This window comes from Ruegeria sp. CL6, from assembly GCF_056536465.1.
This window is the reverse complement of sequence record NZ_JBQFPR010000002.1, coordinates 589,726-615,203: the sequence shown is the minus strand read 5'-3', so window position 1 is coordinate 615,203 and position 25,478 is coordinate 589,726. Positions and strand designations below refer to the sequence as shown.

The following is a 25,478-nucleotide window of genomic DNA, read 5'->3' as shown; positions in this document are numbered from 1 at the left end:
TCTGGCGCGACGTTATGGGCTGTGGCTGTGGGCTGCAAGCGGCGCAAAGCGGTGCTTTGCTGTCGCAATGAGGAATTTTGGTAAAGTATTTTTACCGAAACGCAACGGCACACGTTGCCTATCGGAAACTTACCCTCTAAATGCAGGCGGCATACAACGGCGTACATGGGTGAGAGGAAAATCATGACCAGCAGTCAGACACGCAGCGGACTTCAGGTCGATACGGTTCTGGCCGAGTTTATCGAGGGCAAAGCCCTGCCGGGAACAGGCGTGACCGCAGATACGTTCTGGGATGGTCTGTCGCGCATGGTATCAGAACTGGGACCAAAGAACCGGGATTTTCTCGCCAAGCGTGAGCAGGTTCAGGCGCAGTTGGACGCTTGGCACGTTGATCGCAAAGGTCAGGATCACGACGCCGACGCATATAAAGCCTTCTTGAGTGAGATCGGTTATCTGGTCGAGGAAGGTGAAGATTTCCAGATCGAAACCGCCAATGTCGACCCCGAGATTGCCGCGACACCCGGCCCTCAGCTTGTTGTGCCGATCACCAACGCCCGGTTCGCGTTGAACGCGGCCAATGCACGTTGGGGCAGCCTTTATGACGCGCTTTATGGCACGGATGCGATGGGCGATCTGCCCGCCGCCGGTGGCTATGACGAGGCGCGCGGCGCTCGTGTTATCGCATGGGCCAAGGGCTTTCTGGATGATGCGGTGCCGCTGGCCGCTGGCTCGTGGGCGGATGTGTCCGAGCTGCGCGTAGAAGGTGGTGCGCTGGTGCCTGCGCTGGGCAACCCTGCGGCGTTTGTGGGTTTTGGCGGCGCGGCCGAGAAACCCGATTTCGTACTGCTGAAAAACAACGGCCTGCATGTCAAAATCGTCGTTGACGCCTCTAGCAATATCGGTGCGGCTGACCCTGCTGGCATCGCTGACGTCTATCTGGAATCGGCGCTGTCCACGATCATGGACTGTGAGGACTCGGTCGCGTGTGTGGATGCCGAAGACAAGGTTGTCGCCTATGGTAACTGGCTGGGCCTGATGAAGGGCGACCTGGCCGAAGAGGTGACCAAGGGCGGCACCACTTTCACCCGTAAGCTGGCCGAAGACCTGACCTATACCACCGCAGGCGGTGCACAGGACGTGCTGAAAGGCCGCTCGCTGATGCTGATCCGCAATGTGGGCCACCTGATGACCAACCCGGCCGTTCTGGACGGCGAGGGCAATGAAATCGGCGAAGGCCTGATGGATGCGCTCTGCACCACGCTGATTGCGATGCATGACCTGCAGCGCGAGGGCGGAAACTCGGTTAAGGGTTCGGTCTATGTCGTGAAGCCCAAGATGCACGGCCCCGCCGAAGTTGCGTTCGCGGTTGAGATTTTCGACATGGTCGAAGATATCCTCGGCCTGCCGCGCAATACGGTGAAGCTGGGTATCATGGATGAGGAACGCCGCACCTCGGCCAACCTGAAAGAGTGTATCCGCGCCGCGAAGTCGCGTGTGGCCTTCATCAACACCGGTTTCCTGGACCGCACGGGGGATGAGATTCACACCTCGATCGAAGCAGGCCCGATGCTGCCCAAGGGTGACATGAAGGCGACGCCGTGGATTGCCTCGTATGAGGATCGCAATGTCGATATCGGTCTGGCCTGTGGCCTGAAGGGCAAGGCGCAGATCGGCAAGGGTATGTGGGCGATGCCTGACCGGATGGGCGATATGCTGGATCAGAAGATTGGTCACCCGAAATCGGGCGCGACCTGCGCCTGGGTGCCGTCTCCGACCGCCGCGACCCTGCACGCCACGCATTACCACAAGGTTGACGTTCTGGCCCGTCAGGATGAGCTTGCCGCCGGTGGAGCGCGCGGCACGCTGGATGATCTGCTGACCGTACCGCTGCTGGGTGGCCGTAACCTGAGCGATGATGAGATCACGCGTGAGATCGAGAACAACGCGCAGGGCATCCTGGGCTATGTGGTGCGCTGGGTTGATCAGGGTGTTGGCTGTTCCAAAGTACCGGACATCAACGATATCGGCCTGATGGAAGACCGCGCGACCTGCCGGATTTCGTCTCAGGCGCTGGCCAACTGGTTGCATCATGATGTGGTTAGCGAAGAACAGGTGATGGCTGCCATGCAGAAAATGGCCGCCGTGGTGGACCGTCAGAACGAAGGTGACCCGCTGTATCGTCCGATGGCGCCCGGCTTTGACGGCGTGGCGTTTCAGGCGGCTTGCGATCTGGTCTTCAAAGGTCGCGTTCAGCCTTCGGGCTATACCGAGCCGGTTTTGCACGCGCGCCGTTTGGAGCTGAAAGCCAGCTTGGTGTGATTGGATAGGGTGGGAACGAGGGGGCTGTCTGCCCCCTCTTGGCCCGTTGGGCCAATTCACCCCCGAGGATATTTTTAGCCAGATGAAAGGGATCAGGGATGGCTGTTACATTGCGTAAGGCGCGCACGATTGTGCGGAAGGCTTTGGAAAAGGGCCGCGAACTGGAATTGAAACCTTTGTCGGTAGTCGTGCTGGACGCTGGTGGGCACGTGATCGCGTTTGAGCGTGAAGACGGTGCAGCACCCGGCCGTTTTGCGATTGCGCAGGGCAAGGCTTATGGCTCGGTCATGCTGGGCATGGCGGGTACCGCGCAGATGGCGCGCGCCGAGGCACAGGCTTATTTCATGGCCGCCGTGAACGGCGTCTATGGCGGTCAGGTCGTGCCGGTTCCGGGCGGCGTTCTGCTGCGTGACAAGAAGGGCGCCGTGATCGGTGCTGTTGGTGTCACGGGCGATACTTCGGACAATGACGCCATCGCCGCTATGGCCGGGATCGAAGCTGCCGGACTGACTGGCGAAATCTGATTCAAAGAACTCTGGGAGAGCCGATTGCGGCTCTCCGGCCCCTGCGTTCTGGGAACGCCTTACAAATGGGCAGGTGGGGCAAAAACGCGCCCAGCTCGGGCATTGTTTTCTGTGTGCAACGTTGAACAAGTACTTGCGCTAACACACAGGGCTTGTGCTATTGCGCGCCTCAGACCCTGCGGATAGCTTTTCTAAAACATTGAGAATTAGGAAAGCAGAATGTCGCGACCCATCGTTGGTATTATCGGCAACTCGTACCTGGTGGATAATCAATACCCAACCCATGCCGGCGGGACAATGAACTCTGAGGCAGTGGCGAATGTGTCCGGCTGTATGCCCCTGCTGATCCCGGCGGACCCACGATATGTCTCGGTAGAAGAGCTGCTTGAAATCTGCGACGGTTTCTTGCTGACCGGCGGGCGCCCCAATGTTCACCCAGAGGAATACGGAGAGCCCGCTACAGAGGCGCATGGCGATTTTGATCGTGCACGTGATGCGATCACCCTGCCGTTGGTGCGTGCCTGCGTGGAACGCGGCCAGCCTTTCTTTGGTATTTGCCGGGGGTTCCAAGAGGTGAACGTGGCCTTGGGCGGCACGCTGTACCCGGAAATTCGTGACTTGCCGGGGCGGATGAATCACCGAATGCCGCCTGATGGCACGTTGGAGGAGAAATTTGCCCTTCGGCACGTTGTGTCTTTGTCCGAGGGCGGCGTGTTCCACCGGCTCATGGGGGCGACCGAAGTGATGACGAACACCCTGCACGGGCAGGGGATCAAGACTGTGGGGCACCGGATTGAGATCGACGGTCACGCGCCCGATGGAACGCCAGAGGCGATCTACGTAAAGGACGCCCCCGGTTTCACACTGTCGGTGCAATGGCATCCGGAATGGGACGCTGAAAACGACCCCGTCTCGCGCCCATTGTTCAAAGCCTTCGGAGAAGCTGTGCACGCATGGTCCACCGGATCAGGAGCGAGCCTGATGCAGCAGAGCGCGTAAAACGTGCGCCGGTCCGGGAGAGAAGAACCAGACCGGCGCATCAGGATCAAATCAGAAAATTGAACTGATTGATCAACGGCAAGGTCCGCGCGCGCTCGCCTGTCAGATCGAACAAGGCGTTACCGAGCGCTGGCATCGCAGGCGGTGTGCCTGGCTCGCCCACGCCTCCCAAATGTTGGTTGGTTTCCAGAACCTGCACTTCCGTGACGGGTGTGTTGTGCATCCGCAGGGCGTCGTAGTCCGGGAAGTTGTATTGCTCGACCTCGCCGTCGGCGAATGTGATTTCACCCATCACGGCCGCTGACAGGCCGTAAATCATGCCGCCGAACATTTGTGCCTCGACAGTTCCGGGGTCCAGCGCAAGGCCGGCATCGCAGGCGATCCACGCTTTTGAGATGCGGATCGTGCCGTCTTCGTCAACCACCTCGATCACTTGCGCAACCGGAGTACCAAAGCTGTAGGTCATCGCCACGCCGCGCCCGATACCGTCCGGTGTTTTTCCGGTCCAGCCCGACATCTCTTTGACGGCTTGCAGAACTCCTGCCGAGGGTGCGTGTTCGGACTTGGCCAGTTCCAAACGGAAGTCCAGAGGATCTCGACCGGCTGCGTGCGCCATCTCGTCCATGAATGTCTCGTGGAAGAAACCATTGTGACTGTTGCCCACCGAGCGCCAGAATCCTACGGGCAGCGATAGGTCTGCGACGTGGCCGCTGATGCGGTAATTCGGGACGGCATATGGTTGGTTGAACAGCCCTTCGACGATCACCTTGTCGGGTCCGCCACCGGGCAGGTCCATGTAACGTCCAACCACCTGATGAGAGCTGGATTGCGTCGCGACCTTGCCGTCGATCAGCACCGCAGCGCCGTCTTTTACCGCACCGCGCATCCGCGCGATTGCGCCTGGGCGGTAGAAGTCGTGGCGCGTATCTTCTTCTCGGCTCCATGTGGTCTGAACGGGCACTCCGGGCATTGCCATCGCAACCTTGGTGGCAATTTCGGCAAAGTCCAGTTCCCCGCGCCGACCGAAACCGCCACCCATATAGGTGGTGTGAACCTCAACAGCATCGCGGTCCAGATTAGCGGTGGCGGCGGCCTTGCGTTGCACGAAGGTCGGAGCCTGGTTACCGCACCAAAGGTCCAGCTTGGTGCCAGTGAACAGCGCCGTCGCGTTCATCGGTTCCATCGTCGAGTGCGCCAGATACGGCACCTGATACTCGGCTGTGATCTCGGTGGCACCTTCGGGCAGAGTGTCTACGTCGCCGTCATCGCGCAGAGTTGTGTTCGGCGCGTCATCGAATGCCTTTGCGATCTGCGCAAAAATCTGATCCGTCTCGGGCGGGTACGGGGCGTCTGCCCAGTCCACGTCGATCGCTTCGACCGCCTGAATGGCCAGCCAGGTGTTGTTGGCGATGACGGCGACGCCATTCCCCAAGTCGACTACCTTTTCTACGCCGGGCATGGATTCGGCTGCGCTGGCATCAAATCCATTCATCGCGCCACCCAGTTTGGGGTTCATCCGGCACGACGCAAATTTCAAACCTTCGGGGCGCACGTCGATCCCAAATTCGGCAGTGCCGGTCGACTTTCCAACCACATCCACGCGAGGCAGGTTCCGCCCCAACATCCGCCACTTGGACGGGTCGCGCAGTTCGACATTCGGTGGGTCGATCTGACCAGCAGCTTCAGCCAGTTCGGTGTACGGGATACGGGTTCCGTCCGGTGCAACTACTGCGCCACTTTCAGTCTCCAGTTGCGCACGGTCGACGCCCAGCCGGTCTGCGGCAGCCTGTTTAAGCGTCTCGCGCGCGGTTGCTCCGGCCTCGCGCATCCGCTCGAACCCATCGCGCATCGAAGTTGAACCACCAGTGACCTGAAGGCTGACCACCTTGCCTATGACGCCCAGAGCCTGTCCCAGATTGTGCTGGAAGTCCGAGATGTCGTAGCCCTTGTTCGGCAAGCCTTCGCCAATCATCGCCGAGTTGTAGTAGGCTGCTGCAGCCGGGCCGTGCAGAACGCGGATGTCATCCAGTTCCACATCCAGTTCTTCCGCGATCAGGGCGGCCCAGGTTGTCATGACACCCTGGCCCATCTCGGCGCGTGGGGCGAACAGCGTCACGCCCTGCTGGTCGATCAGGATAAAGGGGCTGAGGGCAGTCTCTCCCTCGCCCGGTTTCAGCGGGTTTGCCGCAGGGCGGGTGACGTAATACGCACCAAACGCGACGCCGCCGACCACGGCGGCCGAGCCAATCAGGAAGGTGCGGCGGAGGATTTTACCAATGGACGCCATCGCTTACGCCTCCTTCAGCTTCGAGGCTGCGTCGTGGATCGCGGCGCGGATACGGGGATAGGTGCCGCAGCGACACAGATTGCCTTGCATCGCGTCATCAATATCAGCGTCTGTGGGGGCGGGGTTTTCGGAAAGCAGAGCTGCCGCTTGCATGATCTGTCCCGACTGGCAATATCCGCACTGCGCGACTTGATGATCGACCCACGCTTGCTGGATCTTGGCCATCGCATCCGGAGTGCCCAGCCCCTCGATCGTGGTCACATCGCCCCAGACATCCGACAGCGCGACCTGGCACGACCGGACGGCCTCGCCATCAATGTGAACGGTGCATGCACCACACGCGGCCACGCCACAGCCAAACTTGGTGCCGGTCAAGCCGACCTCATCGCGAAGGACCCAAAGCAGGGGAACATCGTCAGGCAGGTCCACCTGATAAGAGGTCCCGTTAACTTTAAGATTGGTCGCCATCGTGCACCCTCTCGCCTTGTGGCTTTGCTAACTTTCTGACATAGATAGTTTAAAGTGTCAGGCAGTCAACTGACAAAATGAGTTAAAAATGTCACGAGCTCAAATGAAAGACGTTGTTTTAGACGATAAATGCCAGACGATCCTCGCGTCAGCGCTGAGTGCGTTTTCGGCCTATGGGTTCAAGAAAACGTCGATGGACGATATCGCGAAGGGCGCGGGCATGTCTCGGCCGGCCCTGTATCTGTACTTCGACAACAAAGAGGCGATCCTGCGCAAGCTGACTGGTCTATACTATGAGCGTCGGGCCATCGCCGTTGCCGAAGCGCTAAGCATGGAGGGGTCGGTTTCTCAGATCATTGGCAACGCGATACATGTTCAGACGGACGGCATGGCCGAAATCATGTCATCGCCTCACGGGTTGGAGTTGCTGGACGCAAGCGTGTCCACCGCGTCAGACATCGTAACTCAGGGAGAGGCAAGGCTGATGGCGCTATACGCTGAATGGCTTGGGCGCGAAGCAGAACAGGGGCGAATTCGATTGTTTGACGGCCCGCGCGAAACGGCCAAAATGATTTCCTTTGCGCTGCGCGGGGTAAAGACGTCGGCGACGGATTATCAGGAATTCACCCGATCCAACTCGAACCTTGCCACGGTCATCGGCGCGGGGCTTGAGGTCAAGTAACCCGCTGCCGCACTTTGTATTCTGGCGTGTCCCACAGCTTGTTCGTCATGATATCGGCCAGAATCTCTACGGCTTTAAGCACGTCCTGTTCGTCGATGAACAAAGGGGTGAAGCCAAAACGCATGATGTCGGGGGCGCGGAAATCTCCGATAACTCCGCGGTCGATCAACGCCTGCATCGCAGCATAGCCTTCGGCAAAGCGGAATGAGATTTGGCTGCCGCGAAGGTCGGGGTCGCGTGGGCTGGCCAGTTGCAGGTCGGGGCAGGTGGCCTCGACGCGATGGATGAACAGTTCTGTCAGCTCGATGGACTTGGCGCGTACATCTTCCATGTCTGCCATGTCCCAAATGTCCATCGCGGCGGACAAAGCCGTCATCTGGAGTATCGGAGGGGTGCCGACCCGCATCCTCTCAATCCCGCTGCCAGGGCGGTAATCCAGGTCAAAGGCAAACGGGGATTCGTGTCCAAGCCAGCCCGACAGTGCCGGGCGCACTTGGTCGGCCAGACGCGGGGCGACATAGATAAAGGCAGGCGCGCCCGGTCCTCCGTTAAGGTATTTGTACGTGCAGCCAACCGCGAAATCGGCGTTGCAGCCAGACAGGTCAACCGGGATCGCCCCCGCTGAGTGGGCCAGATCCCAGACGGTGACGGTTCCATTGGCATGCGCAAGTTCGGTCAGCGCCTTCATGTCGTGCATCCGGCCCGAACGGTAATCGACCTCGGTCAGCATCAAAACAGCAACGTCTTCGGTCACGTTTTCGGCTACATCTTCCGGCGCTACGACACGCAATTCGTAGTCCGGCCCCAGAGAGCGAAGCAACCCGTCCACCATGTACAGGTCCGAAGGGAAGTTGCCGGAGTCCGACAGAACCACCCTGCGATCAGGGCATAGGTCCAATGCAGAAGCGACAGCCTGATAAACCTTGATGGATAGTGTGTCGCCGGTAACGACGCTGCCGGGCTCGGCCCCGATCAGGCGGCCAATGCGATCACCCAACCCAGTCGGAAGCCCCATCCATCCGGCCTTGTTCCAGCCGGTGATCAGCATCTGTCCCCATTCCTCGGTCATCATGTCGCTGACCCGACGCCCAGCGGCTTTGGGCAAGGGACCCAGCGAGTTCCCGTCAAGGTAAATCACGCCCTCAGGCAAATCGAACATGGCTTTGGTCGCGGCAAAATCGGTCATCGGCTTGCTCTTGATATTGGTCAGTGAACAAGGGCTAGCTGATACGACACCACCTGTCTATTGATGCCGGTGCCGGTCGTGGTTGAAAAAAATTCCTGCGACTATCTGTTATTTTGCGATTTGTGTCAGAAAGCGGTAAACGAATGAGCAAAAGCGACATTCCCCTTTGAGGCCGAGCAGAAAGTAGCCCTGTCCATGCGTAAACTCGACATACCGCCGGTCTGGTTGCTGGGCTTTGCTGCGCTCGCGTGGCTTCAAGCGCAACATCTATCTTTGGGACTGTCTCTGGAGGGCGGGTTCACAGACTTGCTGAGCGGTGTGCTTATTGGCGGAGGCCTGATCCTTGTCTTGATGGCCATTGTCGAATTCCGACGTCACCGCACGACCGTTATTCCGCATGAAACACCTACGTCGTTAGTGCAAAGTGGCATATTTAAGCGTAGCCGCAATCCAATCTACTTGGGCGATATCCTTATTCTGACGGGGCTCGTTCTTCGCTTTGACGCAGTTCTGTCTCTTGTGCTGATACCTGTTTTTGTATGGCTGCTGGAGCGCCGCTTCATTCTGCCAGAAGAGGATCGCCTGCGAAAAACATTCCGCGCCGACTTCGCAAGATACGAGCGCAGCACGCGCCGTTGGATCTGAGGATTTACGCGTTATGACACAACGTAAGTTTTGCTGCGCTTGCGAAATAATATTGCGCGGGATACATGGATGCTTGATGAACAATACCGACCACCCGCTCATTGTGAGTGAAAATTAGGGGGATAATGCCGGTGAAGATAGGTACACCAAAAGAGATAATGGACGGTGAGAATCGGGTCGCAATGACTCCGGATTCAGCAGTTCAGCTTCAAAAACTGGGCTACGACTGCGCCATTGAATCCGGTGCGGGCGCTTCGGCCGGGTTTTCGGATGCCGTTTATGAGGCCGCAGGCGTCGAGATTGTCAAAACAGCCGCCGCGCTTTGGAAGGCTGCTGATATCGTTGCCAAGGTGCGTCAGCCGAATGAGACCGAGCTCAAGCGTCTGACCAAAGGCAAGACGCTGATTTCGTTCTTCAACCCTGCGGGGAATGAAGAAGGGATGGAGTTGGCCAAGTCCAAAGGCGCGAACGTGATCGCCATGGAAATGGTGCCGCGTATTTCGCGTGCGCAGAAGATGGATGCGCTGTCATCGATGGCCAATATCGCGGGCTACCGCGCGGTTATCGAAGCAGGCAACAACTTTGGTCGTTTCTTCACCGGTCAGGTGACGGCTGCGGGTAAAGTACCGCCAGCCAAGGTTCTGATCGTCGGTGCCGGTGTGGCTGGTCTGGCGGCGATCGGGACATCGACCTCGCTGGGTGCAATTACCTACGCCTTCGACGTGCGCCCCGAAGTGGCCGAGCAGGTCGAATCCATGGGGGCAGAGTTCGTCTATCTGGACTTTGAGGAAGACCAACAGGATGGCGCAGCCACCGGCGGTTATGCCTCGGTCCAGTCCGAGGAATTCCGCAACGCTCAGTTGGCTAAATTCCGTGAGCTTGCGCCCGAGATGGACATCGTGATCACCACTGCGCTGATCCCGAACCGCGAAGCGCCAGAGCTTTGGACCAAGGACATGGTCGAAAGCATGAAGCCGGGCTCGGTCATCGTCGATCTCGCGGCGGAAAAGGGTGGTAACTGCAAGCTGACCGTGGCGGACGAGAAGATCGTGACCGACAACGGCGTGACCATCATCGGCTATACCGATTTCCCCAGCCGGATGGCGGCGCAGTCGTCGTCTCTGTACGCGACCAACATCCGTCACATGATGTCGGACCTGACGCCTGAAAAGGACGGTCAGATCAATCACGACATGGAAGATGACGTGATCCGCGGCTCGACCGTGACCTTTGAGGGTGAGATCACCTTCCCGCCGCCACCGCCGAAAGTGCAGGCAATCGCAGCGCAGAAAAAGCCCGAGGTCAAGGAACTGACCCCGGAAGAGAAAAAGGCGCAGGAGATCGCAGCGTTCAAGGCCCAGACCAAGCAGCAGTTCACCCTGCTGGGAGTGGGCGGCGCGCTGATGCTGCTGGTGGGTCTGGTCGCTCCGGCCAGCTTCATGCAGCACTTCATCGTGTTCGTGCTGGCCGTGTTTGTGGGCTTCCAGGTGATCTGGGGCGTTGCGCACTCGCTGCACACGCCGCTGATGGCAATCACCAATGCGATCTCGTCGATCATCATCGTTGGGGCGCTTATGCAGATCGGGTCGGGTTCGTTCCTGGTGATCCTGCTGGCGGCGCTGTCTGTCTTTATGGCCGGGATCAACATCTTCGGCGGCTTTCTTGTCACCCGGCGCATGCTCGCCATGTTCCAGAAATCTTAAGGAGGCCGGGTAGATGATTGGCTTCACCACTGCCGCTTACGTTGTTGCGGCTGTCCTTTTCATCCTGTCTCTGGGCGGGTTGTCGAACCAGGAAAGCGCCAAGCGCGCCGTATGGTACGGCATTGTCGGTATGGCGCTGGCGGTTTTCGCCACGCTTGTTGGTCCGGGCTCGGGCCTGTGGCTGCTGTCGTTGCTGCTGATCGCAGGCGGCGGTCTGATCGGTTCCTACGTGGCCAAACGCGTGCAGATGACCGAGATGCCGCAGCTTGTGGCCGCGATGCACTCGCTGGTGGGTCTGGCGGCTGTGTTCGTGGGCTTCAACGCGCATTTTGAGATCGGCAACGTGGCGCAGGTCATGGCGATTGCCGACAGCGCGAAAGAGGCGGACCTGTCCGATCTGGGCGCGTTTGCCAAGCTGATCGCCAAGAAAACGGCGGCGGAACTGACGATCCTGCATGTGGAACTGTTCCTGGGTATCTTCATCGGTGCGATCACCTTTACCGGTTCGGTCGTGGCCTATGGCAAGCTGGCAGGCAAAGTGACCTCGGCGGCAACCAAGCTGCCCGGCGGTCACGCACTGAACGCGGCGGCTGCGGGTCTCTCGTTCATCTGTCTGATCTGGTACACCGCGTCGGGCGGTTTGTTCCCGCTGATCCTGATGACGCTGGCGGCGCTGTTCATCGGTTATCACCTGATCATGGGAATCGGTGGCGCGGATATGCCGGTGGTTGTGTCGATGCTGAACTCGTATTCGGGTTGGGCTGCGGCAGCGATTGGTTTCAGCCTCGGCAACGACTTGCTGATCGTGGTTGGCGCGCTGGTCGGCTCGTCGGGTGCGATCCTGTCCTACATCATGTGTAAGGCGATGAACCGTCACTTTGTCAGTGTGATCCTGGGCGGCTTTGGTGGCACCTCGGGTCCGCAGATGGAAGTGGAAGGCGAGCAGGTTGCCATCGACGCCGATGGCGTTGCCGCGGCCTTGAATGACGCCGACAGTGTGATCATCATTCCCGGTTACGGTATGGCGGTTGCGCAGGCACAGCAGTCGGTCAGCGAGCTGGTCCGCAAGCTGCGCGCCAAGGGCAAAGAGGTGCGTTTCGCGATCCACCCCGTTGCCGGTCGTCTGCCGGGTCACATGAACGTGCTGCTGGCCGAGGCCAAGGTGCCTTATGACATCGTGCTGGAGATGGACGAGATCAACGAGGACTTCCCGGAAACGGATGTGGCTATCGTGATCGGGTCGAACGACATCGTGAACCCCGCGGCGCAGGAAGACCCCAACAGCCCCATCGCCGGGATGCCGGTTCTGGAATGCTGGAAGGCCAAGCAGGTGTTCGTGTCCAAGCGTGGTCAGGGTACTGGCTATTCGGGCATCGAAAACCCGCTGTTCTTCAAAGAGAACACTCGCATGTTCTATGGCGACGCCAAGCAGTCGCTGGACAAGCTGCTGCCGATGATCGACTGATCATTTGGTTCAGGGACATTGCAAAGGGCGCCTGCGGGCGCCCTTTTCTTTTTTGTTGTTGGGGGCTTTGCCCCCAAGCCCCCAGGATATTTTTGGCCAGATGAAGCGGGCGGGATGTGATACTCTTGAAGGGAGTTAATCACGATTGGGTTGGTTTTGCAGAAAGTGAATGGCATAGGCGGTGTGTTTTTCCGCGCGCGCGATCCAGAGGCGCTTGGACGGTGGTATGAAAAGCACCTCGGTGTGAACCAGCTCAACCCGCTGCCGTGGAAGCAGAGCGCCGGGTACACGGTCTTTGCGCCCTTTGCGCAGGACACGGACTATTTTGGGCGCACCGAACAGCAATGGATGATTAACTTTCGCGTCGATGATCTGGACGCGATGATCACGCAGCTTGAGGCCGCCGGCATCCTCGTTGAGACACGCGCTGAATGGGACAGTGAGGTCGGAAAGTTCGCCCGAATCCATGATCCAGAGGGCAACCCGATTGAGCTGTGGCAGCCAAATCAATGAGATAGCGGATTTGTATACCGTTGTATCCTTGTAAGCATATGAAATAAAAAGAGAATTGATGTATTTTTGAGGTATCGTATAGTGCGCCGATCAGACCCGGAGCCTTGAATGACGCCCATTGATGACCATCCGTTGCGCTATGCGTTGGCCAACGAACTGCACGCGCGGCCATTTCCGGTGGCGTCGACCCCATGTACGGTGGTGTTTCTGGCCATAAAGAAGCCCACTGCAGCGGTTGCGCGGGATCGAAACGAAGATATGGCGCATTTGATCAATCTGCTGGATCGTCATGGTGCGCCGCATCCGCAGCCCGAGGCCACCCACTATGCGGGGCAGATCGGCCGTCATTGGCTCAAGTGGGAGCAGCATACCGAGTTTGTGACCTATACCGCGATCACGCAGAATGTCAGCGACCGTGCCTTTAACCCTGCCGACTTTGAGGTGTTTCCACCGGATTGGTTGATGGCCAGCCCGGGTCAGCGTGTGACCTCGGCCATGATGCGGGTTGTGGATTTGGAGAGCGATGCGGCGGTCAAGGCGTCTCTGTCCGATTGGTTCGAGCCTGAAAGCCTTGCCGTGGCGAGAGTGCTGGATGATGCGGCCATTTGTGCCAGCGACTTTCGGATTGATCCGGCTGGTCATATGCGCTTTGCGCTGTTTGTGACCCAAGGCAGCGGACGGCGCAGAACGGGGCGGATCATTCAGCGCCTGTGCGAGATCGAAACATATAAGGCGATGTCGATGCTGGGCTTTGCTCGCGTCAAGCAGTTGACACCCCGGATCGGTGAGTTGGACGCGCAGCTTACGCAGCTTATGGGGCAGATGACGGATAACTCGGCCCATCCTGATGATCTTTTGCCGGACCTGCTTGCCACGTCGATTGAGCTGGAGACATTGTCTGCCCGATGCTCGTTTCGTTTCGGCGCAACGGGCGCTTATGAGGCCATCGTCAATCAACGGATCGAGGTGTTGCGCGAGCAGAGGTTCGATGGCCGTCAGAGCTTTGCCGATTTCATGATGCGGCGCTATGACCCCGCGATCCGCACGGTGAAGTCGACCGAGCGTCGTTTGCAGGCCCTGTCGGATCGGGCCATCCGAGCAGGTGAGCTGTTGCGGACCCGGGTGGATGTTGAACGCAGCGCACAGAACCAGGCGCTGTTGGAAAGTATGGACCGCCGCGCCGATCTAGCTCTGCGTTTGCAACACACGGTCGAGGGGTTGTCGGTGGTTGCCATCAGTTATTATGCTGTCTCGCTGGTCAGCTACCTGTTGTATCCGGTGACCAAAGCCGGGATCAGCAAGGGCATGCTGACGGCGATTGTCACGATTCCGGTTGTGCTGATCGTGTGGTTTGCGATCCGGCAAATCCGAAAGCGGTTGGAGTAAACCTCGTTTGCCATTCTGTGTCGTGTCTGTAGTACTGACCGGGGTAGGGGGAGAGCTGAGGGTAGACCCGTGATTGGAATCGTAGCCGCATGGCGGGCTGTAGCCGCCATGTTCATCCTGAATGGTGCGTTGTTCGGCATATGGGCGTCGCGTATCCCGGCGGTTAGGGACAGGCTGGACCTGACGCACGAAGCGCTTGGGCTTGGCTTGCTGTTCATGGCGGCCGGGGCCGTGTGTTCCTTTCCGATTACCGGTCGCCTGACGGACAAGTTTGGGGCGGTCTCCATTACGCGCGTCATTGCGGTTCTCTATACGCTGTCGCTTATTCTGCTGGCCTTTGCCGGCAGTTTTTGGGCGCTGGCGGCCTTTTTGTTTGTTTTCGGCGCGTTTCACGGGTCGATGGACGTTGCGATGAACGCGTGGGCTGCTGAGGTTGAGCAAGCCTATGACAAGCCCGTCATGTCTTCGTTACACGCGATGTGGAGCCTTGGGGCCGGGCTGGGAGCGCTCAGCGGGTACGGGGCGGTGCAGCTTGGTATGACTGTGATGCAGCACTTTCTGCTTGCGGGCGGCGTCGTGGTTGGTTTGGCGCTGGCCTTGTCTTGGGTGCGCTGGACGTCCCGCAGGGCTGCGTCGTCTGGCGGGGCGGTTTTTGCCTTGCCATCCGGGGCGCTGATCCTTGTCGGCTTCACAGCCTTGTGCGGCGCATTGGGCGAGGGCGCGGTCGCGGATTGGAGCGCGATTTTCCTGCGGGATGTGACCGGTGCAGCCGAGAGTGTCGCGGCCTTGGGGTACGCTGTATTCTCTGTCACCATGGTTGCGTTCCGATTGGCCGGAGGCTTGGTCATCTCTCGGTTCGGGCCGGTCGCGACGGCCAGATTTGGCGGTGTTTGCGCGGCATTGGGTGTCTTGGGGGTCGTATCGGCGGCGCAGCCTATGCTGGCGCTCGCAGGCTTTGCGCTGATGGGGATTGGCTATGCGGTCATCATGCCCTTGGCGTTCAGCCGAGCCGCCAACGATCCGCATGTCCCGCCCGGTCAAGCCATCGCAAGCGTGGCAACCCTGGGATACGGAGGGCTATTGATTGGACCTCCGCTTATTGGGTTTTTGGCAGAGATGCTTACATTGCGGTTGGCATTCATGGCCCTGCTGCCGCTTGCAATCATGATTGTTATCTTGTCCGGTGCGCTGAGGCCTGCGGCACTGGATTGACGGCCGAGAGCAGGGAACAAGAAAAATATGGGAGATAGACATGCCGATCAAAAACCGCTTTGCGGAACTGCAAAATGAAATCACCGAGTGGCGGCGTGATATCCACCAAAATCCCGAAATCCTGTTTGAAACCCATCGCACCAGCGCTCTGGTTGCTGAAAAGCTCAGGGAATTTGGATGTGACGAGATCGTAACCGGGATCGGACGCACGGGCGTTGTCGGCGTCATCAAGGGCAAGACGGACACGAAAGGCAAGGTGATCGGGCTGCGCGCGGATATGGACGCGCTGCCGATTCATGAGGCAACGGGGCTGGACTATGCGTCCAAGACAGACGGTGCCATGCATGCCTGCGGTCACGACGGGCACACGGCGATGCTGTTGGGGGCGGCGAAATACCTCTCGGAAACGCGGAACTTTGACGGCACTGTTGTGGTCATCTTTCAACCCGCCGAGGAAGGCGGTGGAGGAGGCCGAGAGATGTGCGAAGACGGGATGATGGACCGATGGGGCATTCAGGAGGTCTATGGAATGCACAACTGGCCCGGCCGTCCGGTCGGGAGTTTTGCCATTCGCCCCGGTGCGTTTTTTGCCGCGACTGATCAGTTCGATATCGTGTTTGAGGGCAAAGGGGGGCATGCGGCCAAGCCTCATGAAACCGTTGATACCACAGTCCTTGCCGCGCAAGCGGTCATGGCCCTACAGACAATAGCGTCGCGCAATGCTGACCCTATTGATCAGGTGGTCGTGTCGGTGACGTCTTTTGAAACGTCCTCGACGGCGTTCAACGTGATCCCGCAGACAGTCAAGCTGAGGGGGACTGTGCGCACGATGAGCGAAGCGATGAGGGATCTGGCCGAGAAACGGATCGGTGAAATCTGCAACGGCGTTGCAGCCACCTTCGGTGGCAAGGCCGATGTCACTTATTATCGCGGTTATCCGGTGATGGTGAACAGCGATGAACAGACCGATTTTGCGGCTGATGTCGCGCGATCCGTGGCTGGTGATTGTGCCGATGCACCGTTGGTCATGGGAGGCGAGGACTTTGCCTTCATGCTGGAGGAGCGGCCCGGGGCTTATATTCTGGTCGGAAATGGCGACACGGCGGCCGTGCATCATCCGGAATACAATTTCAATGATGAGGCCATTCCCGCCGGGTGCAGTTGGTGGGCAGAAATTGTCGAACAGCGAATGCCTGCTGCGTGACTTGCGACGTGCGTGGGGGCGCTGCCCCCACACCCCCGGGATATTTTTAGCCAGATGAAGCGGGATCCCGAGGCAGTAAAGAAAGCCTGTCGCACAAAGTTTCGACGACGTTGTTGAGGGCAGATTTTTGCGTATTGACGCAGGATTTTGAGGCGGATTGGGCTGAGTTTAATGCGCTTGGGTCAGACAGCCATTTGTCAACGATAGCTGCCAGTTGCGGGGCAGAGTTTATTTCCACCGCGCCTCCGGTTTCGATCAGGGGCGCGAATGTTTCGGCAAAATTGTAGTAACCCGGCCCGGTGATGACTGCAGCCCCGGCTTGTGCGGGTTCAAAGGGATTGTGTCCTCCGATTTCTTTCAATGAGCCGCCGAGGAACACGATGGGGCAGATTGCGTACCACGTACCGGTTTCCCCCAAAGTATCCGCCACATAGATTTGTGTTGTGTCCGAGATCGCTTCGTTTGAAGACCGAAATGCGGCTGTCAGCCCGGCTTGCGTGATAAGGGTGGCGACTTCGTCCCGGCGTTCTGGATGGCGGGGGATAAGCAGCAACAGCAAATCGGAGCGTTGTTTCAACAGCTGCGCATGTGCCGCGAGAACGACGTCTTCCTCGCCTTGATGGGTGGAGCTGGCGATCCAGACCGGGCGGCCAGAAATCTGGTTTTGGATCTCCGATACGGTGTTCTGGTCAACGGGCAGTGGCTCGGACATAGCCTTGAGGTTGGTGCCTTGTTGAATGCGTTCGGGCGCGGCCCCCATCTGGCGTAGATTTTCGGCTGTCTTGTCGTTTTGGGTCAGGAAAAGTTGGAACTTGTCCAAGATGAACCGCGCGGTTTTCGGTCGCTTTTTCCAGCCCTCGACGGAACTGTCGGACAGGCGGGCGTTCAGCAGGGCCAGCGGGATGTTGCGATCGGCGCTTTCAACGATGAGCCGGGGCCAGATTTCGCTTTCGACGAAAATGCCGGCGTCAGGCCGCCAATGGTTCAGGAAACGTTGAACGGGCCCGGACGTGTCCAGTGGCGGGAATTGGTGGCGCGTGCGCGGGGGCATCCGCTTTGCGATCAACGCGGCTGAGGTTGGCGTGCCGGATGTGATAAGGAACTCGGCCTTTGGCAGGCGCTGGCCCAGGCGTTTGATCAGAGTGATAACGGACAGGGTTTCCCCCACGCTTGCAGCGTGAAACCAGATCAGTTGGCCGCTGGGTCGCGGCAGGCTTGCATGGCCTAACCGCTCGTGCTGACGCTCGACCGGGACATCGGCGGCCTGCATTTTCTTTCTGACCGATTGCCAAGCGATTGGCGCGATAACCCCGGTCAGGCCGCAATACAGGTTGTAGAGCAGCGTTGGCCGTTCTGAGGGATCGGGCATGTCAGCCGCCTGTGTGACTCATGTGACGGCTCATCTTTCCGTCAACGGACTGGCGGGAATAGTCGAAGTCGTGGCCCTTGGGTTTCAGATTGATGGCCGCGCGGATCGCCTGTTCCAGCGGTTCCTCGGTGTTGGGGTGATCCCTGAGGGAACTGCGCAGGTCAGCCATGTCTTCCTGACCAAGGCACATATACAATTCTCCGGTACAGGTCAGGCGCACACGGTTGCAGCTTTCGCAGAAATTGTGGGACAGCGGGGTAATGAACCCGATTTTCTGTCCGGTTTCTTCTAGCCGCACATAGCGGGCAGGTCCGCCCGTGCGCTCGGCCAGATCAGAGACCGTGTAGTGGTTTTCGTACTCTTTGCGCACGTCTTTCAGAGACCAGTACTGATCAAGGCGGTCTTCATTGCCGATGTCACCCATGGGCATGACTTCGATCCAGGTCAGATCCATGTCGCGTTCGGCGCACCACTGCGTGATGTGCGGGAGTTCTTCTTCGTTGAAACCCTTCAGGGCAACAGCGTTGATCTTGATACGCAGCCCGGCCTTCTGAGCCGCGTCGATGCCCTTCAAAACCTGTTTCAGGCGTCCCCAGCGTGTGATCTGTGCGAACTTGTCCTCGTCCAGCGTATCCAGCGAGATATTCACGCGGCGCACGCCAGCCGCGTAGAGGTCGTCGGCGAAGCGGTGAAGTTGCGATCCATTGGTTGTGAGGGTCAGCTCCTTCAATGCGCCGCTCTCTAGATGGCGGGTCATTGCGTTGAAGAACGCCATGATGTTCCGGCGCACCAAGGGTTCACCCCCTGTAATGCGCAGCTTTTCGACACCCATGTTGACAAAGGTCGAGCACATCCGATCCAGTTCTTCCAGGGTTAGAAGGTCCTTTTTGGGAAGGAACTTCATGTCCTCGGACATACAATAAACACAGCGAAAATCGCAGCGATCCGTGACGGAAACACGCAGGTAGGTGATTGCACGGGCAAACGGGTCAATAAGCGGAGCAGCAGTCATGCCACATAGGTAAAGCGGCGACCCGGCTGCGACAAGGGCGAACTGCGCTTTGGTCTGGATCAGATGTCCCTTGAGCGGTAGATTATTGGTATGAGGATTGCATTTTTCGTTTTGTTAACCGTTGTTGCGGGGTGTGACACTGTCCGGTCCACGACAGACCGCGTCTTTGGCGGCGATGGCGAACAGGCCCAGGCCGAGCCCGAAGCGGTAGAAGTGGCAGAAGTTGCCGATCCCGAACCTGTAGCGGTCACCGCTGCCAGTTGGGTTGGCCCGAAAACCACGGTGGCCGGGCTAGGGGACCCCACAACGCCCGGACGCTGGCTGGAAACACCTTTGGTCGAAACCGAATTTACAGGGCGGGTAGTCGTTCCGAGGACCGGAGCGCAGGCTTACATTACTTTGGTGCCTGCTCCGGGGCCGGAAGGTGGGGGCAGCCGGTTGTCGCTGGATGCGATGCGGGCATTGCTGCTGCCTTTCGATGAATTGGTCGAGCTTGAGATCTACTCAAACTGACTTTTCAGGTATTTTCCGGCCTCTTTGCGCGCAAACGGCTTCATTGCGTCCCCATGCGTATTCAAGAAGGCGATAACTCGGGACGGGTCGTGCTTGGATAGCTCGCGCAACCACCACGCGACGGCTTTCTGGATGAACCAGTCACGGTCGGGGACATATCCGGCGGCCCAGGTCAAAATGCGATCCCGGCGATCCAGATCATCCGGCTTGGGGTGGTTTTGCTTGGTCCACGGCAAGGTTGCCACCAATGCTGCGCGGCGTGTCCACATGTGGTCAGAGGTTGTCCAGCCTTCCACCTGTTCCAGCCTGACCGGATCGGCCGACAGTCGCTTTTGCATCGCCATACACGCGTGGTCTGCGACGGCCCAGGCATCGAAGTCTGGCAGCCAGCTTTGCAGCACGTCCCAAACCGCATCATCCGGCCGGATACGCGCCTGTGTCAGCAGCTTGGCGGCGGCCAAGCGACCCTCGTGAATATTTGTTTGCCACAGATCATCGGCCAGTTGGACCCGAGAGGCCACGTCAAGGTCCTGCCGCCACGCTTTTGTCAGCTCGTTCAGGATCGGGTTTGCGACCCCCAAATAAAGACGGTCGGCCTTGTGGTAGGCCGCCATCTGCGTGGCGCGCTCAGGGTCGGCATGCGCCTTGATCTGATCCAGATAGGCGTCCACGATTTGCTACTCCACCGTAACAGATTTCGCGAGATTGCGTGGCTGATCCACATCCGTCCCCTTGGCGACGGCCGTATGATACGCCAGCAACTGCGCCGGGATCGAATACAGGATCGGGGCGAGGCTTTCGTGAACAAGCGGCATGCGGATCGTGCTCCAGACGCCGTCCTCGGCTTCGGCGATCCCGTCTCCATCCGAGATCAGAATGACCTTGCCCTTGCGCGCCATGACTTCCTGCATGTTCGATACTGTCTTGTCGAAAACGGCGTCACGCGGTGCCATGACAACCACCGGCATGTGTTTGTCGATCAGGGCGATGGGGCCGTGCTTCAACTCTCCAGACGCATAACCTTCGGCGTGTATATAGCTGATTTCCTTTAGCTTCAGTGCGCCTTCCATGGCCAGGGGATACATCAGGCCACGCCCCAGAAACAGAACATCTCGCGCCTCGGATAGTCTTTGGGCGGATGCGCGGATGGCGTCGTTCTGTTCTAGCGCGACGTTGAGAACCGCAGGCAAGCCACGCAACGCAGCGGCGTGGTCGGCCAGTTCGTCTGCTGTCAACGTTCCGCGATCCGAGGCGGCCTTCAGCGCAAGCATCAGCAACACGCTCAACTGGCATGTGAAAGCCTTGGTCGAGGCCACTCCGATTTCGACCCCGGCGTGAATGGGCAGGGCCACATCGCTTTCACGTGCGATCGAGCTTTCGGGGACATTGATCACCGAAACGATCTTGTCGGCCTTGCCTTCACAGTATCGAAGGGCCGCCAACGTATCCGCTGTTTCCCCGGACTGACTGACGAACAGCGCGGCGGTCCGGTCACTGATCGGAGGTTCCCGGTACCGGAATTCGCTGGCGATATCGACTTCGACCGGCATCTTGGCCAACTTCTCGAACCAGTACTTGGCGGTCAGGCAGGCATAGAAGGCGGTGCCGCAGGCAACCATCGTCAGACGGTCGAGCTTGGTAAAGTCCAGCTCTGCGGGCAGAACAACCTCATCGCCGCCGGTGGGCAAATACGAGCGGATCGCTTCGGCCACGACCACGGGCTGTTCCGCGATTTCCTTGGCCATGAAGTGCTTGTGCCCGCCTTTGTCAGCGCGCGCAGTGTCCAGCTTGATCCGGCGGACGTCGCGGTTGACCAGATCGCCCGCTTCGTTGCGAATTTCCAGCGAGGTACGGGTCAGCACCGCGCGGTCGCCTTCCTCAAGATAGGTGATGCGGTCTGTCAGCGGTGCCAGCGCGATGGCATCGGAGCCCACGAACATCTCGTCATCCCCATGCCCGATCGCCAGTGGCGACCCTTTGCGCGCTGCGATGATCAGGTCCTCTTGCCCCTCGAACAGAAAGGCCAGTGCAAACGCGCCTTCCAGCCGGTCAATTGTCTTAAAGGCGGCCTCAACTGGGGTAAGCCCCGTAGACAGGTAGTGCTCAGCCATCAAAGCGACGGTTTCGGTGTCGGTTTCGGTCACGAAGCCCACGCCATGTTCGGCCAGTTCCGCGCGCAGCTCGCGGTAGTTTTCGACGATGCCGTTATGCACCACGGCAACTGGACCCGCCTGATGCGGATGCGCATTCGTCACCGAGGGTGCGCCATGGGTCGCCCAGCGAGTGTGGCCGATGCCGGACTTGCCGGGCAGAGGATCATGCACCAGCAGATCGCTGAGGTTCACCAGCTTGCCCACGGCCCGGCGCCGCCCCAGATCGCCACCATTGACCGTTGCGATCCCGGCGCTGTCATAGCCGCGATATTCCAAGCGTTTCAGCGCCTCGACCAAGATGGGGGCGACTTCGTGTTGCCCCAGAACGCCTACAATTCCACACATCGGTCAGGCTCCTTTGTCGCGGCGAGCCTTCTTCGCCTTGAGCATCTCAAACAATTTGCGCGCATAGCCGGGTTTGTTGTCCTGCTTGGCGCGTGCCACGGCCAGTGCGTCGGCTTCTACGTCGCGTGTGACCACCGTTCCGGTCGCGGTCATGGCGCCATCGCCCACGTTCACAGGCGCCACCAGCATGGTATTCGATCCGATGAACACGTTCCGGCCAATGGTCGTCTTGTGCTTCATCACGCCGTCATAGTTACATGTGATCGTGCCCGCGCCGATATTCGTGGCCGCGCCGACCGTTGCGTCGCCGACATAGCTCAGGTGATTGACCTTCGCGCCTTCTGCGATCTCGGCGTTCTTGATTTCCACAAAGTTGCCGATGCGCGTGTCTTCGGCCAGTTCAGTGCCGGGGCGCAGGCGGGCATAAGGGCCGACGACAGCGCCACGGCTGACGTGACAGCCTTCCAGATGAGAAAACGCCCGGATGGTCGCGCCGCTTTCGACAGTGACACCGGGGCCGAAAACTACGTTGGGTTCAATGACCGTGTCGCGTCCGATGATCGTGTCGGCGGCAAGATAAACTGTCTCAGGCGCCATCAAGGTCACACCAAGGTCCAGCAGTTCCGACCGCGCGCGGGTTTGGAAAACCGCGTCGGCGGCAGCGAGATCTGCGCGTGAGTTGACGCCCAGCGTCTCGGCCTCGTCACAAGCGACTGCGGTGACTTTCAGGTCACGGCTGCGGGCGATTTCGACGACGTCGGTCAGATAGTATTCCCCAGCCGCATTGTCGTTGCCCACGGCGTCGATCAGGGAAAATAAAACCTCAGCATTGCAGGTCAAAAGGCCAGAATTACAGAAGGTTATCGCGCGTTCTTCATCTGAGGCATCTTTGAATTCGACAATCCGCTCCAGATTGTCTCCGTCCATGACCAGGCGGCCATAACGCGCTGGATCGGCGGCATTGAACCCCAGGATAACCAGATCGTTCTGCGCGCGGGCCTCGATCATGCGTGCCAGCGTCTGAGGCTGAAGGAACGGAGTGTCACCGTACAACACCACCACGTCGCCCTCGAACCCTTCCAGCGCAGCGCGCGCCTGAGCGACGGCATGAGCGGTGCCCAACTGTTCACCCTGTTCCGTGATCTGGGCAGTTTCGTCTTCGGCCTTTGCCACTTTCGCCACAGCCTCGGACCCGTGCCCGGTGACGATAACGGTACGTTCGGGCGACAACGCGGCTCCGGCACGCATGGCGTGAACCAGCATCGGTGCCTGGGCAATCGGATGAAGGACTTTGGGGATGTCCGAATTCATCCTGGTGCCTTTACCTGCGGCAAGGATGACAAGGGCGGTGCTCATGAAATCGTTTTCTCTTTGTGTTTTGTTGCGGTCCGTTTTATCCGCTGAGGGCAAAGGCGCAAGCGGTTCAGCCATCAAACAAGATTGCCGTTTGCAACAGGATACGGCGAAAAACCGCCGAAGCAGGAGGCACGATGCGAACGGTTATCTTCGATTTGGACGGGACATTGGCCGATACCTCGGGCGATTTGCTCGAGGCTGCGAACCACTGTTTTCGTCATATGGGGCACGGAGACGTTCTGGTTCACGGGCAGGATGCCGCGGTCGCGCTGCGGGGAGGCCGGATGATGCTGACGCACGGATTGAAGCGGGTCGGAGCCTATGACGAAAGCACCGTTCTGGCGTATTATCCGACGCTGCTTGAGGCATATTCCCAGTCCATAGACACCTATACGCAGTTCTATCCAGGGGCACTCGATGCGGTTGAAGGGCTTAAGTCGGCAGGCTACGGCGTGGGAATCTGCACCAATAAGCCAGAAGCTCTTGCAGATCAGTTGTTGACGCAGATGGGCGTGCGCGATCAGTTTGCTTCATTGGTGGGGGCCGATACCCTTCCGGTTCGCAAGCCCAATCCCGAACCTCTGCGCGAGGCCGCGCGACGGGCAGGGGGGCATCCCGATCTTTGCGTGCTGATCGGGGACTCCGATACCGACCGCAACACGGCGCGCGCCGCTGGCGTACCATCGGTGTTGGTCACGTTTGGTCCGTCGGGCGCAGATATGGCCGCGCTTGAGCCCGAGGCGTTGCTGCATCATTTCGATGATCTGCCCGAGGTTGTGACCAGTCTGATCGGAGCGGTGGCGTAAGCCCTTGACGCTGCGCACGCGCGGCCTCAGAACGGGCGTATGACCGAGACATTCACTGGCAGTTTCACGCAGCAGGAACCCATCCCCGACGAAGCGATCGAGGCCGCGTTGGCGGTTCTGCGCCACGGTCGGCTGCATCGCTACAACGTGGCCGCCGGAGAGTTGGGCGAAACCGCTTTGCTCGAACAGGAATTTGCCGCGCAGATGGGGGCGAAATACTGTTTGGCCGTGTCCTCGGGCGGCTACGCGCTGGCGACTGCATTGCGTGCGGTGGGTGTGCAGCCCGGTGATCCGGTTCTAACCAATGCCTTCACGCTGGCCCCGGTGCCGGGGTCAATCGCCTCGGTCGGGGCAAAGCCCGTTTTTGTGGGCGTGACCGAGGCGTTGGTGATTGATCTGGATGATCTAGAGGCCAAGCTGGATCAGGCGCGGGTTCTGATGCTCAGCCATATGCGCGGGCATCTGTGCGACATGGACCGGTTGATGCAGATGTGCGACGCGGCCGGTGTGACCGTGATCGAGGATTGCGCGCATACGATGGGCGCGGCTTGGCGTGGGCAGCTGTCGGGGCGGCAAGGGGCGATCGGGTGCTATTCCTGCCAGACTTATAAGCATGTAAATTCCGGTGAGGGCGGCTTGCTGATCACCGATGATGAGGAACTGGCGGCCAAGGCGACGATGTTGTCGGGGTCATATATGCTGTACGAACGTCATCTGGCCGCGCCGGGGCCGGAGGTGTTCGAGCGGATCAAATACACCACACCCAATGTCTCGGGTCGGATGGATAATCTGCGGGCGGCGATCCTGCGGCCTCAGCTACGGGATCTGGACCGGCAGGTCAGGCGGTGGAATGAGCGTTATACCGAGATCGAGGCCGGTCTGCGCGGCACGCCCGGTCTGACGATCGTCGAACGGCCAGAGGACGAGACCTATGTGGGCTCATCCATTCAGTTCCTGCTTCTGGATTGGACGTCGGAACGCATTGCCGAAGTGATTAGCCGCTGTGCGGCTCGCGGAGTGGAATTGAAGTGGTTCGGCGGTGCTGAGCCAACCGGGTTTACATCGCGCTATGATAGCTGGCGCTATGCGGACAGCGCGCCTTTACCCGACAGTGACCGGGTGTTGGCCGGGATCATGGATATGCGGGTTCCGCTGACATTCTCGCTGGACGATTGCCGCCTGATCGCGCGGATCATCCGGGCCGAGGTCGGGGCCGTCTACCAATCGTAACCCAAAGGAGTGCGCTGGAAGCGCACGCTTGATGCTTTGACACCACCACCCCTGACGGGTCGGTGGTGTGTTTCTGTGTGGCTATCGTTGACCCGGAAAAG

Annotated in this window: 22 protein-coding genes; 14 read left to right on the top strand and 8 right to left on the bottom strand. The window is 59.3% G+C overall.

The features are described 5' to 3' along the window. Positions 1–183: 183 nt before the first annotated feature. The 3 genes from ACR0LH_RS07935 to ACR0LH_RS07925 all read left to right on the top strand — a co-directional run bounded on the left by ACR0LH_RS07935 (position 184) and on the right by ACR0LH_RS07925 (position 3,842). A complete protein-coding gene (locus tag ACR0LH_RS07935) occupies positions 184–2,319 on the top strand; it encodes a malate synthase G (protein ID WP_480720411.1) in 2,136 nt (711 codons plus the stop codon). 98 nt (positions 2,320–2,417) lie between these two features. Continuing rightward, on the top strand, positions 2,418–2,843 hold the full coding sequence (locus tag ACR0LH_RS07930; protein WP_170410912.1) for a GlcG/HbpS family heme-binding protein: 426 nt from the start codon (positions 2,418–2,420) through the stop codon (positions 2,841–2,843). Positions 2,844–3,062: 219 nt separating this feature from the next. Continuing rightward, on the top strand, positions 3,063–3,842 hold the full coding sequence (locus ACR0LH_RS07925) for a gamma-glutamyl-gamma-aminobutyrate hydrolase family protein (RefSeq protein WP_170483846.1): 780 nt from the start codon (positions 3,063–3,065) through the stop codon (positions 3,840–3,842). A gap of 46 nt (positions 3,843–3,888) precedes the next feature. On the opposite strand, the gene ACR0LH_RS07920 is transcribed toward ACR0LH_RS07925, so the two are convergent. Both ACR0LH_RS07920 and ACR0LH_RS07915 read right to left on the bottom strand, forming a co-directional pair. Then, positions 3,889–6,129: a xanthine dehydrogenase family protein molybdopterin-binding subunit gene (locus ACR0LH_RS07920; RefSeq protein ID WP_480720409.1), complete on the bottom strand. Its 2,241-nt coding sequence runs from the start codon at positions 6,127–6,129 to the stop codon at positions 3,889–3,891. Positions 6,130–6,132: 3 nt separating this feature from the next. Continuing rightward, positions 6,133–6,597 (bottom strand): (2Fe-2S)-binding protein, encoded by a 465-nt coding sequence (locus ACR0LH_RS07915; protein ID WP_170410903.1) that lies wholly within the window; start codon positions 6,595–6,597, stop codon positions 6,133–6,135. Between the two features lie 88 nt (positions 6,598–6,685). Here ACR0LH_RS07915 and ACR0LH_RS07910 point away from each other — a divergent pair, with 88 nt between their 5' ends. Beyond that, positions 6,686–7,279: a TetR/AcrR family transcriptional regulator gene (locus tag ACR0LH_RS07910; RefSeq protein WP_480681163.1), complete on the top strand. Its 594-nt coding sequence runs from the start codon at positions 6,686–6,688 to the stop codon at positions 7,277–7,279. Here the strand turns inward: ACR0LH_RS07910 and kynU are convergent. Continuing rightward, complete coding sequence (gene kynU / locus ACR0LH_RS07905; RefSeq protein ID WP_480720408.1) at positions 7,272–8,465, bottom strand: kynureninase; 1,194 nt, start codon at positions 8,463–8,465, stop codon at positions 7,272–7,274. The genes ACR0LH_RS07910 and kynU overlap by 8 nt on opposite strands. Positions 8,466–8,660: 195 nt before the next feature. Between kynU and ACR0LH_RS07900 the strand changes: the two genes are divergently transcribed. The 7 genes from ACR0LH_RS07900 to ACR0LH_RS07870 all read left to right on the top strand — a co-directional run bounded on the left by ACR0LH_RS07900 (position 8,661) and on the right by ACR0LH_RS07870 (position 16,593). Continuing rightward, positions 8,661–9,110: a methyltransferase family protein gene (locus ACR0LH_RS07900; protein ID WP_480720406.1), complete on the top strand. Its 450-nt coding sequence runs from the start codon at positions 8,661–8,663 to the stop codon at positions 9,108–9,110. A gap of 131 nt (positions 9,111–9,241) precedes the next feature. Then, on the top strand, positions 9,242–10,813 hold the full coding sequence (locus ACR0LH_RS07895) for a Re/Si-specific NAD(P)(+) transhydrogenase subunit alpha (RefSeq protein ID WP_480720405.1): 1,572 nt from the start codon (positions 9,242–9,244) through the stop codon (positions 10,811–10,813). 13 nt (positions 10,814–10,826) lie between these two features. Continuing rightward, positions 10,827–12,278, top strand: a complete 1,452-nt coding sequence (locus ACR0LH_RS07890; protein ID WP_170384297.1) for an NAD(P)(+) transhydrogenase (Re/Si-specific) subunit beta — start codon at positions 10,827–10,829, stop codon at positions 12,276–12,278. 156 nt (positions 12,279–12,434) lie between these two features. Continuing rightward, a complete protein-coding gene (locus ACR0LH_RS07885; protein ID WP_480720404.1) occupies positions 12,435–12,791 on the top strand; it encodes a VOC family protein in 357 nt (118 codons plus the stop codon). 108 nt (positions 12,792–12,899) lie between these two features. Next, a complete protein-coding gene (locus ACR0LH_RS07880; RefSeq protein WP_480720403.1) occupies positions 12,900–14,177 on the top strand; it encodes a DUF3422 family protein in 1,278 nt (425 codons plus the stop codon). A 69-nt stretch (positions 14,178–14,246) separates the two neighbouring features. Continuing rightward, positions 14,247–15,389, top strand: a complete 1,143-nt coding sequence (locus ACR0LH_RS07875) for an MFS transporter (RefSeq protein WP_480720402.1) — start codon at positions 14,247–14,249, stop codon at positions 15,387–15,389. A 40-nt stretch (positions 15,390–15,429) separates the two neighbouring features. Further along, entirely contained in the window at positions 15,430–16,593 is a 1,164-nt protein-coding gene (locus ACR0LH_RS07870) for a M20 aminoacylase family protein (RefSeq protein WP_480720401.1), read from the top strand. Positions 16,594–16,639: 46 nt separating this feature from the next. On the opposite strand, the gene ACR0LH_RS07865 is transcribed toward ACR0LH_RS07870, so the two are convergent. Both ACR0LH_RS07865 and moaA read right to left on the bottom strand, forming a co-directional pair. After that, complete coding sequence (locus ACR0LH_RS07865) at positions 16,640–17,962, bottom strand: 3-deoxy-D-manno-octulosonic acid transferase (RefSeq protein ID WP_480720399.1); 1,323 nt, start codon at positions 17,960–17,962, stop codon at positions 16,640–16,642. 1 nt (position 17,963) lies between these two features. After that, entirely contained in the window at positions 17,964–18,974 is a 1,011-nt protein-coding gene (moaA, locus tag ACR0LH_RS07860; protein WP_170384286.1) for a GTP 3',8-cyclase MoaA, read from the bottom strand. Between the two features lie 90 nt (positions 18,975–19,064). On the opposite strand from moaA, the gene ACR0LH_RS07855 reads away from it, so the two are divergent. Continuing rightward, complete coding sequence (locus tag ACR0LH_RS07855; protein WP_480720397.1) at positions 19,065–19,487, top strand: hypothetical protein; 423 nt, start codon at positions 19,065–19,067, stop codon at positions 19,485–19,487. On the opposite strand, the gene ACR0LH_RS07850 is transcribed toward ACR0LH_RS07855, so the two are convergent. From ACR0LH_RS07850 to glmU, 3 genes are read right to left on the bottom strand one after another with little or no spacing between them, the layout of a single operon-like run. After that, positions 19,475–20,161, bottom strand: coding sequence for a DNA alkylation repair protein (locus ACR0LH_RS07850; RefSeq protein ID WP_480720701.1), 687 nt, complete (start codon positions 20,159–20,161; stop codon positions 19,475–19,477). The genes ACR0LH_RS07855 and ACR0LH_RS07850 overlap by 13 nt on opposite strands. A 3-nt stretch (positions 20,162–20,164) precedes the next feature. Then, positions 20,165–21,985, bottom strand: coding sequence for a glutamine--fructose-6-phosphate transaminase (isomerizing) (glmS, locus tag ACR0LH_RS07845; RefSeq protein WP_480720396.1), 1,821 nt, complete (start codon positions 21,983–21,985; stop codon positions 20,165–20,167). Positions 21,986–21,988: 3 nt separating this feature from the next. Next, a complete protein-coding gene (glmU, locus tag ACR0LH_RS07840) occupies positions 21,989–23,341 on the bottom strand; it encodes a bifunctional UDP-N-acetylglucosamine diphosphorylase/glucosamine-1-phosphate N-acetyltransferase GlmU (protein WP_480720395.1) in 1,353 nt (450 codons plus the stop codon). A 134-nt stretch (positions 23,342–23,475) separates the two neighbouring features. Here glmU and ACR0LH_RS07835 point away from each other — a divergent pair, with 134 nt between their 5' ends. After that, positions 23,476–24,147 (top strand): HAD-IA family hydrolase, encoded by a 672-nt coding sequence (locus ACR0LH_RS07835; protein ID WP_480720394.1) that lies wholly within the window; start codon positions 23,476–23,478, stop codon positions 24,145–24,147. A 39-nt stretch (positions 24,148–24,186) separates the two neighbouring features. Next, positions 24,187–25,377, top strand: coding sequence for a DegT/DnrJ/EryC1/StrS family aminotransferase (locus ACR0LH_RS07830; protein WP_480720393.1), 1,191 nt, complete (start codon positions 24,187–24,189; stop codon positions 25,375–25,377). Positions 25,378–25,478 lie beyond the last annotated feature (101 nt).

What these genes read in the sequence shown, in the direction of transcription:
- ACR0LH_RS07900 (WP_480720406.1), top strand. Translation starts at nt 8,661, where the DNA reads ATGCGTAAACTCGACATACCGCCGGTCTGGTTGCTGGGCTTTGCTGCG.
- ACR0LH_RS07890 (WP_170384297.1), top strand. Translation starts at nt 10,827, where the DNA reads ATGATTGGCTTCACCACTGCCGCTTACGTTGTTGCGGCTGTCCTTTTC.
- ACR0LH_RS07910 (WP_480681163.1), top strand. Translation starts at nt 6,686, where the DNA reads ATGTCACGAGCTCAAATGAAAGACGTTGTTTTAGACGATAAATGCCAG.
- ACR0LH_RS07920 (WP_480720409.1), bottom strand. Translation starts at nt 6,129, where the DNA reads ATGGCGTCCATTGGTAAAATCCTCCGCCGCACCTTCCTGATTGGCTCG.
- ACR0LH_RS07855 (WP_480720397.1), top strand. Translation starts at nt 19,065, where the DNA reads ATGAGGATTGCATTTTTCGTTTTGTTAACCGTTGTTGCGGGGTGTGAC.
- ACR0LH_RS07870 (WP_480720401.1), top strand. Translation starts at nt 15,430, where the DNA reads ATGCCGATCAAAAACCGCTTTGCGGAACTGCAAAATGAAATCACCGAG.
- ACR0LH_RS07835 (WP_480720394.1), top strand. Translation starts at nt 23,476, where the DNA reads ATGCGAACGGTTATCTTCGATTTGGACGGGACATTGGCCGATACCTCG.
- moaA (WP_170384286.1), bottom strand. Translation starts at nt 18,974, where the DNA reads ATGACTGCTGCTCCGCTTATTGACCCGTTTGCCCGTGCAATCACCTAC.
- glmS (WP_480720396.1), bottom strand. Translation starts at nt 21,985, where the DNA reads ATGTGTGGAATTGTAGGCGTTCTGGGGCAACACGAAGTCGCCCCCATC.
- ACR0LH_RS07930 (WP_170410912.1), top strand. Translation starts at nt 2,418, where the DNA reads ATGGCTGTTACATTGCGTAAGGCGCGCACGATTGTGCGGAAGGCTTTG.
- kynU (WP_480720408.1), bottom strand. Translation starts at nt 8,465, where the DNA reads ATGACCGATTTTGCCGCGACCAAAGCCATGTTCGATTTGCCTGAGGGC.
- ACR0LH_RS07915 (WP_170410903.1), bottom strand. Translation starts at nt 6,597, where the DNA reads ATGGCGACCAATCTTAAAGTTAACGGGACCTCTTATCAGGTGGACCTG.
- ACR0LH_RS07925 (WP_170483846.1), top strand. Translation starts at nt 3,063, where the DNA reads ATGTCGCGACCCATCGTTGGTATTATCGGCAACTCGTACCTGGTGGAT.
- glmU (WP_480720395.1), bottom strand. Translation starts at nt 23,341, where the DNA reads ATGAGCACCGCCCTTGTCATCCTTGCCGCAGGTAAAGGCACCAGGATG.
- ACR0LH_RS07880 (WP_480720403.1), top strand. Translation starts at nt 12,900, where the DNA reads ATGACGCCCATTGATGACCATCCGTTGCGCTATGCGTTGGCCAACGAA.
- ACR0LH_RS07830 (WP_480720393.1), top strand. Translation starts at nt 24,187, where the DNA reads ATGACCGAGACATTCACTGGCAGTTTCACGCAGCAGGAACCCATCCCC.
- ACR0LH_RS07935 (WP_480720411.1), top strand. Translation starts at nt 184, where the DNA reads ATGACCAGCAGTCAGACACGCAGCGGACTTCAGGTCGATACGGTTCTG.
- ACR0LH_RS07865 (WP_480720399.1), bottom strand. Translation starts at nt 17,962, where the DNA reads ATGCCCGATCCCTCAGAACGGCCAACGCTGCTCTACAACCTGTATTGC.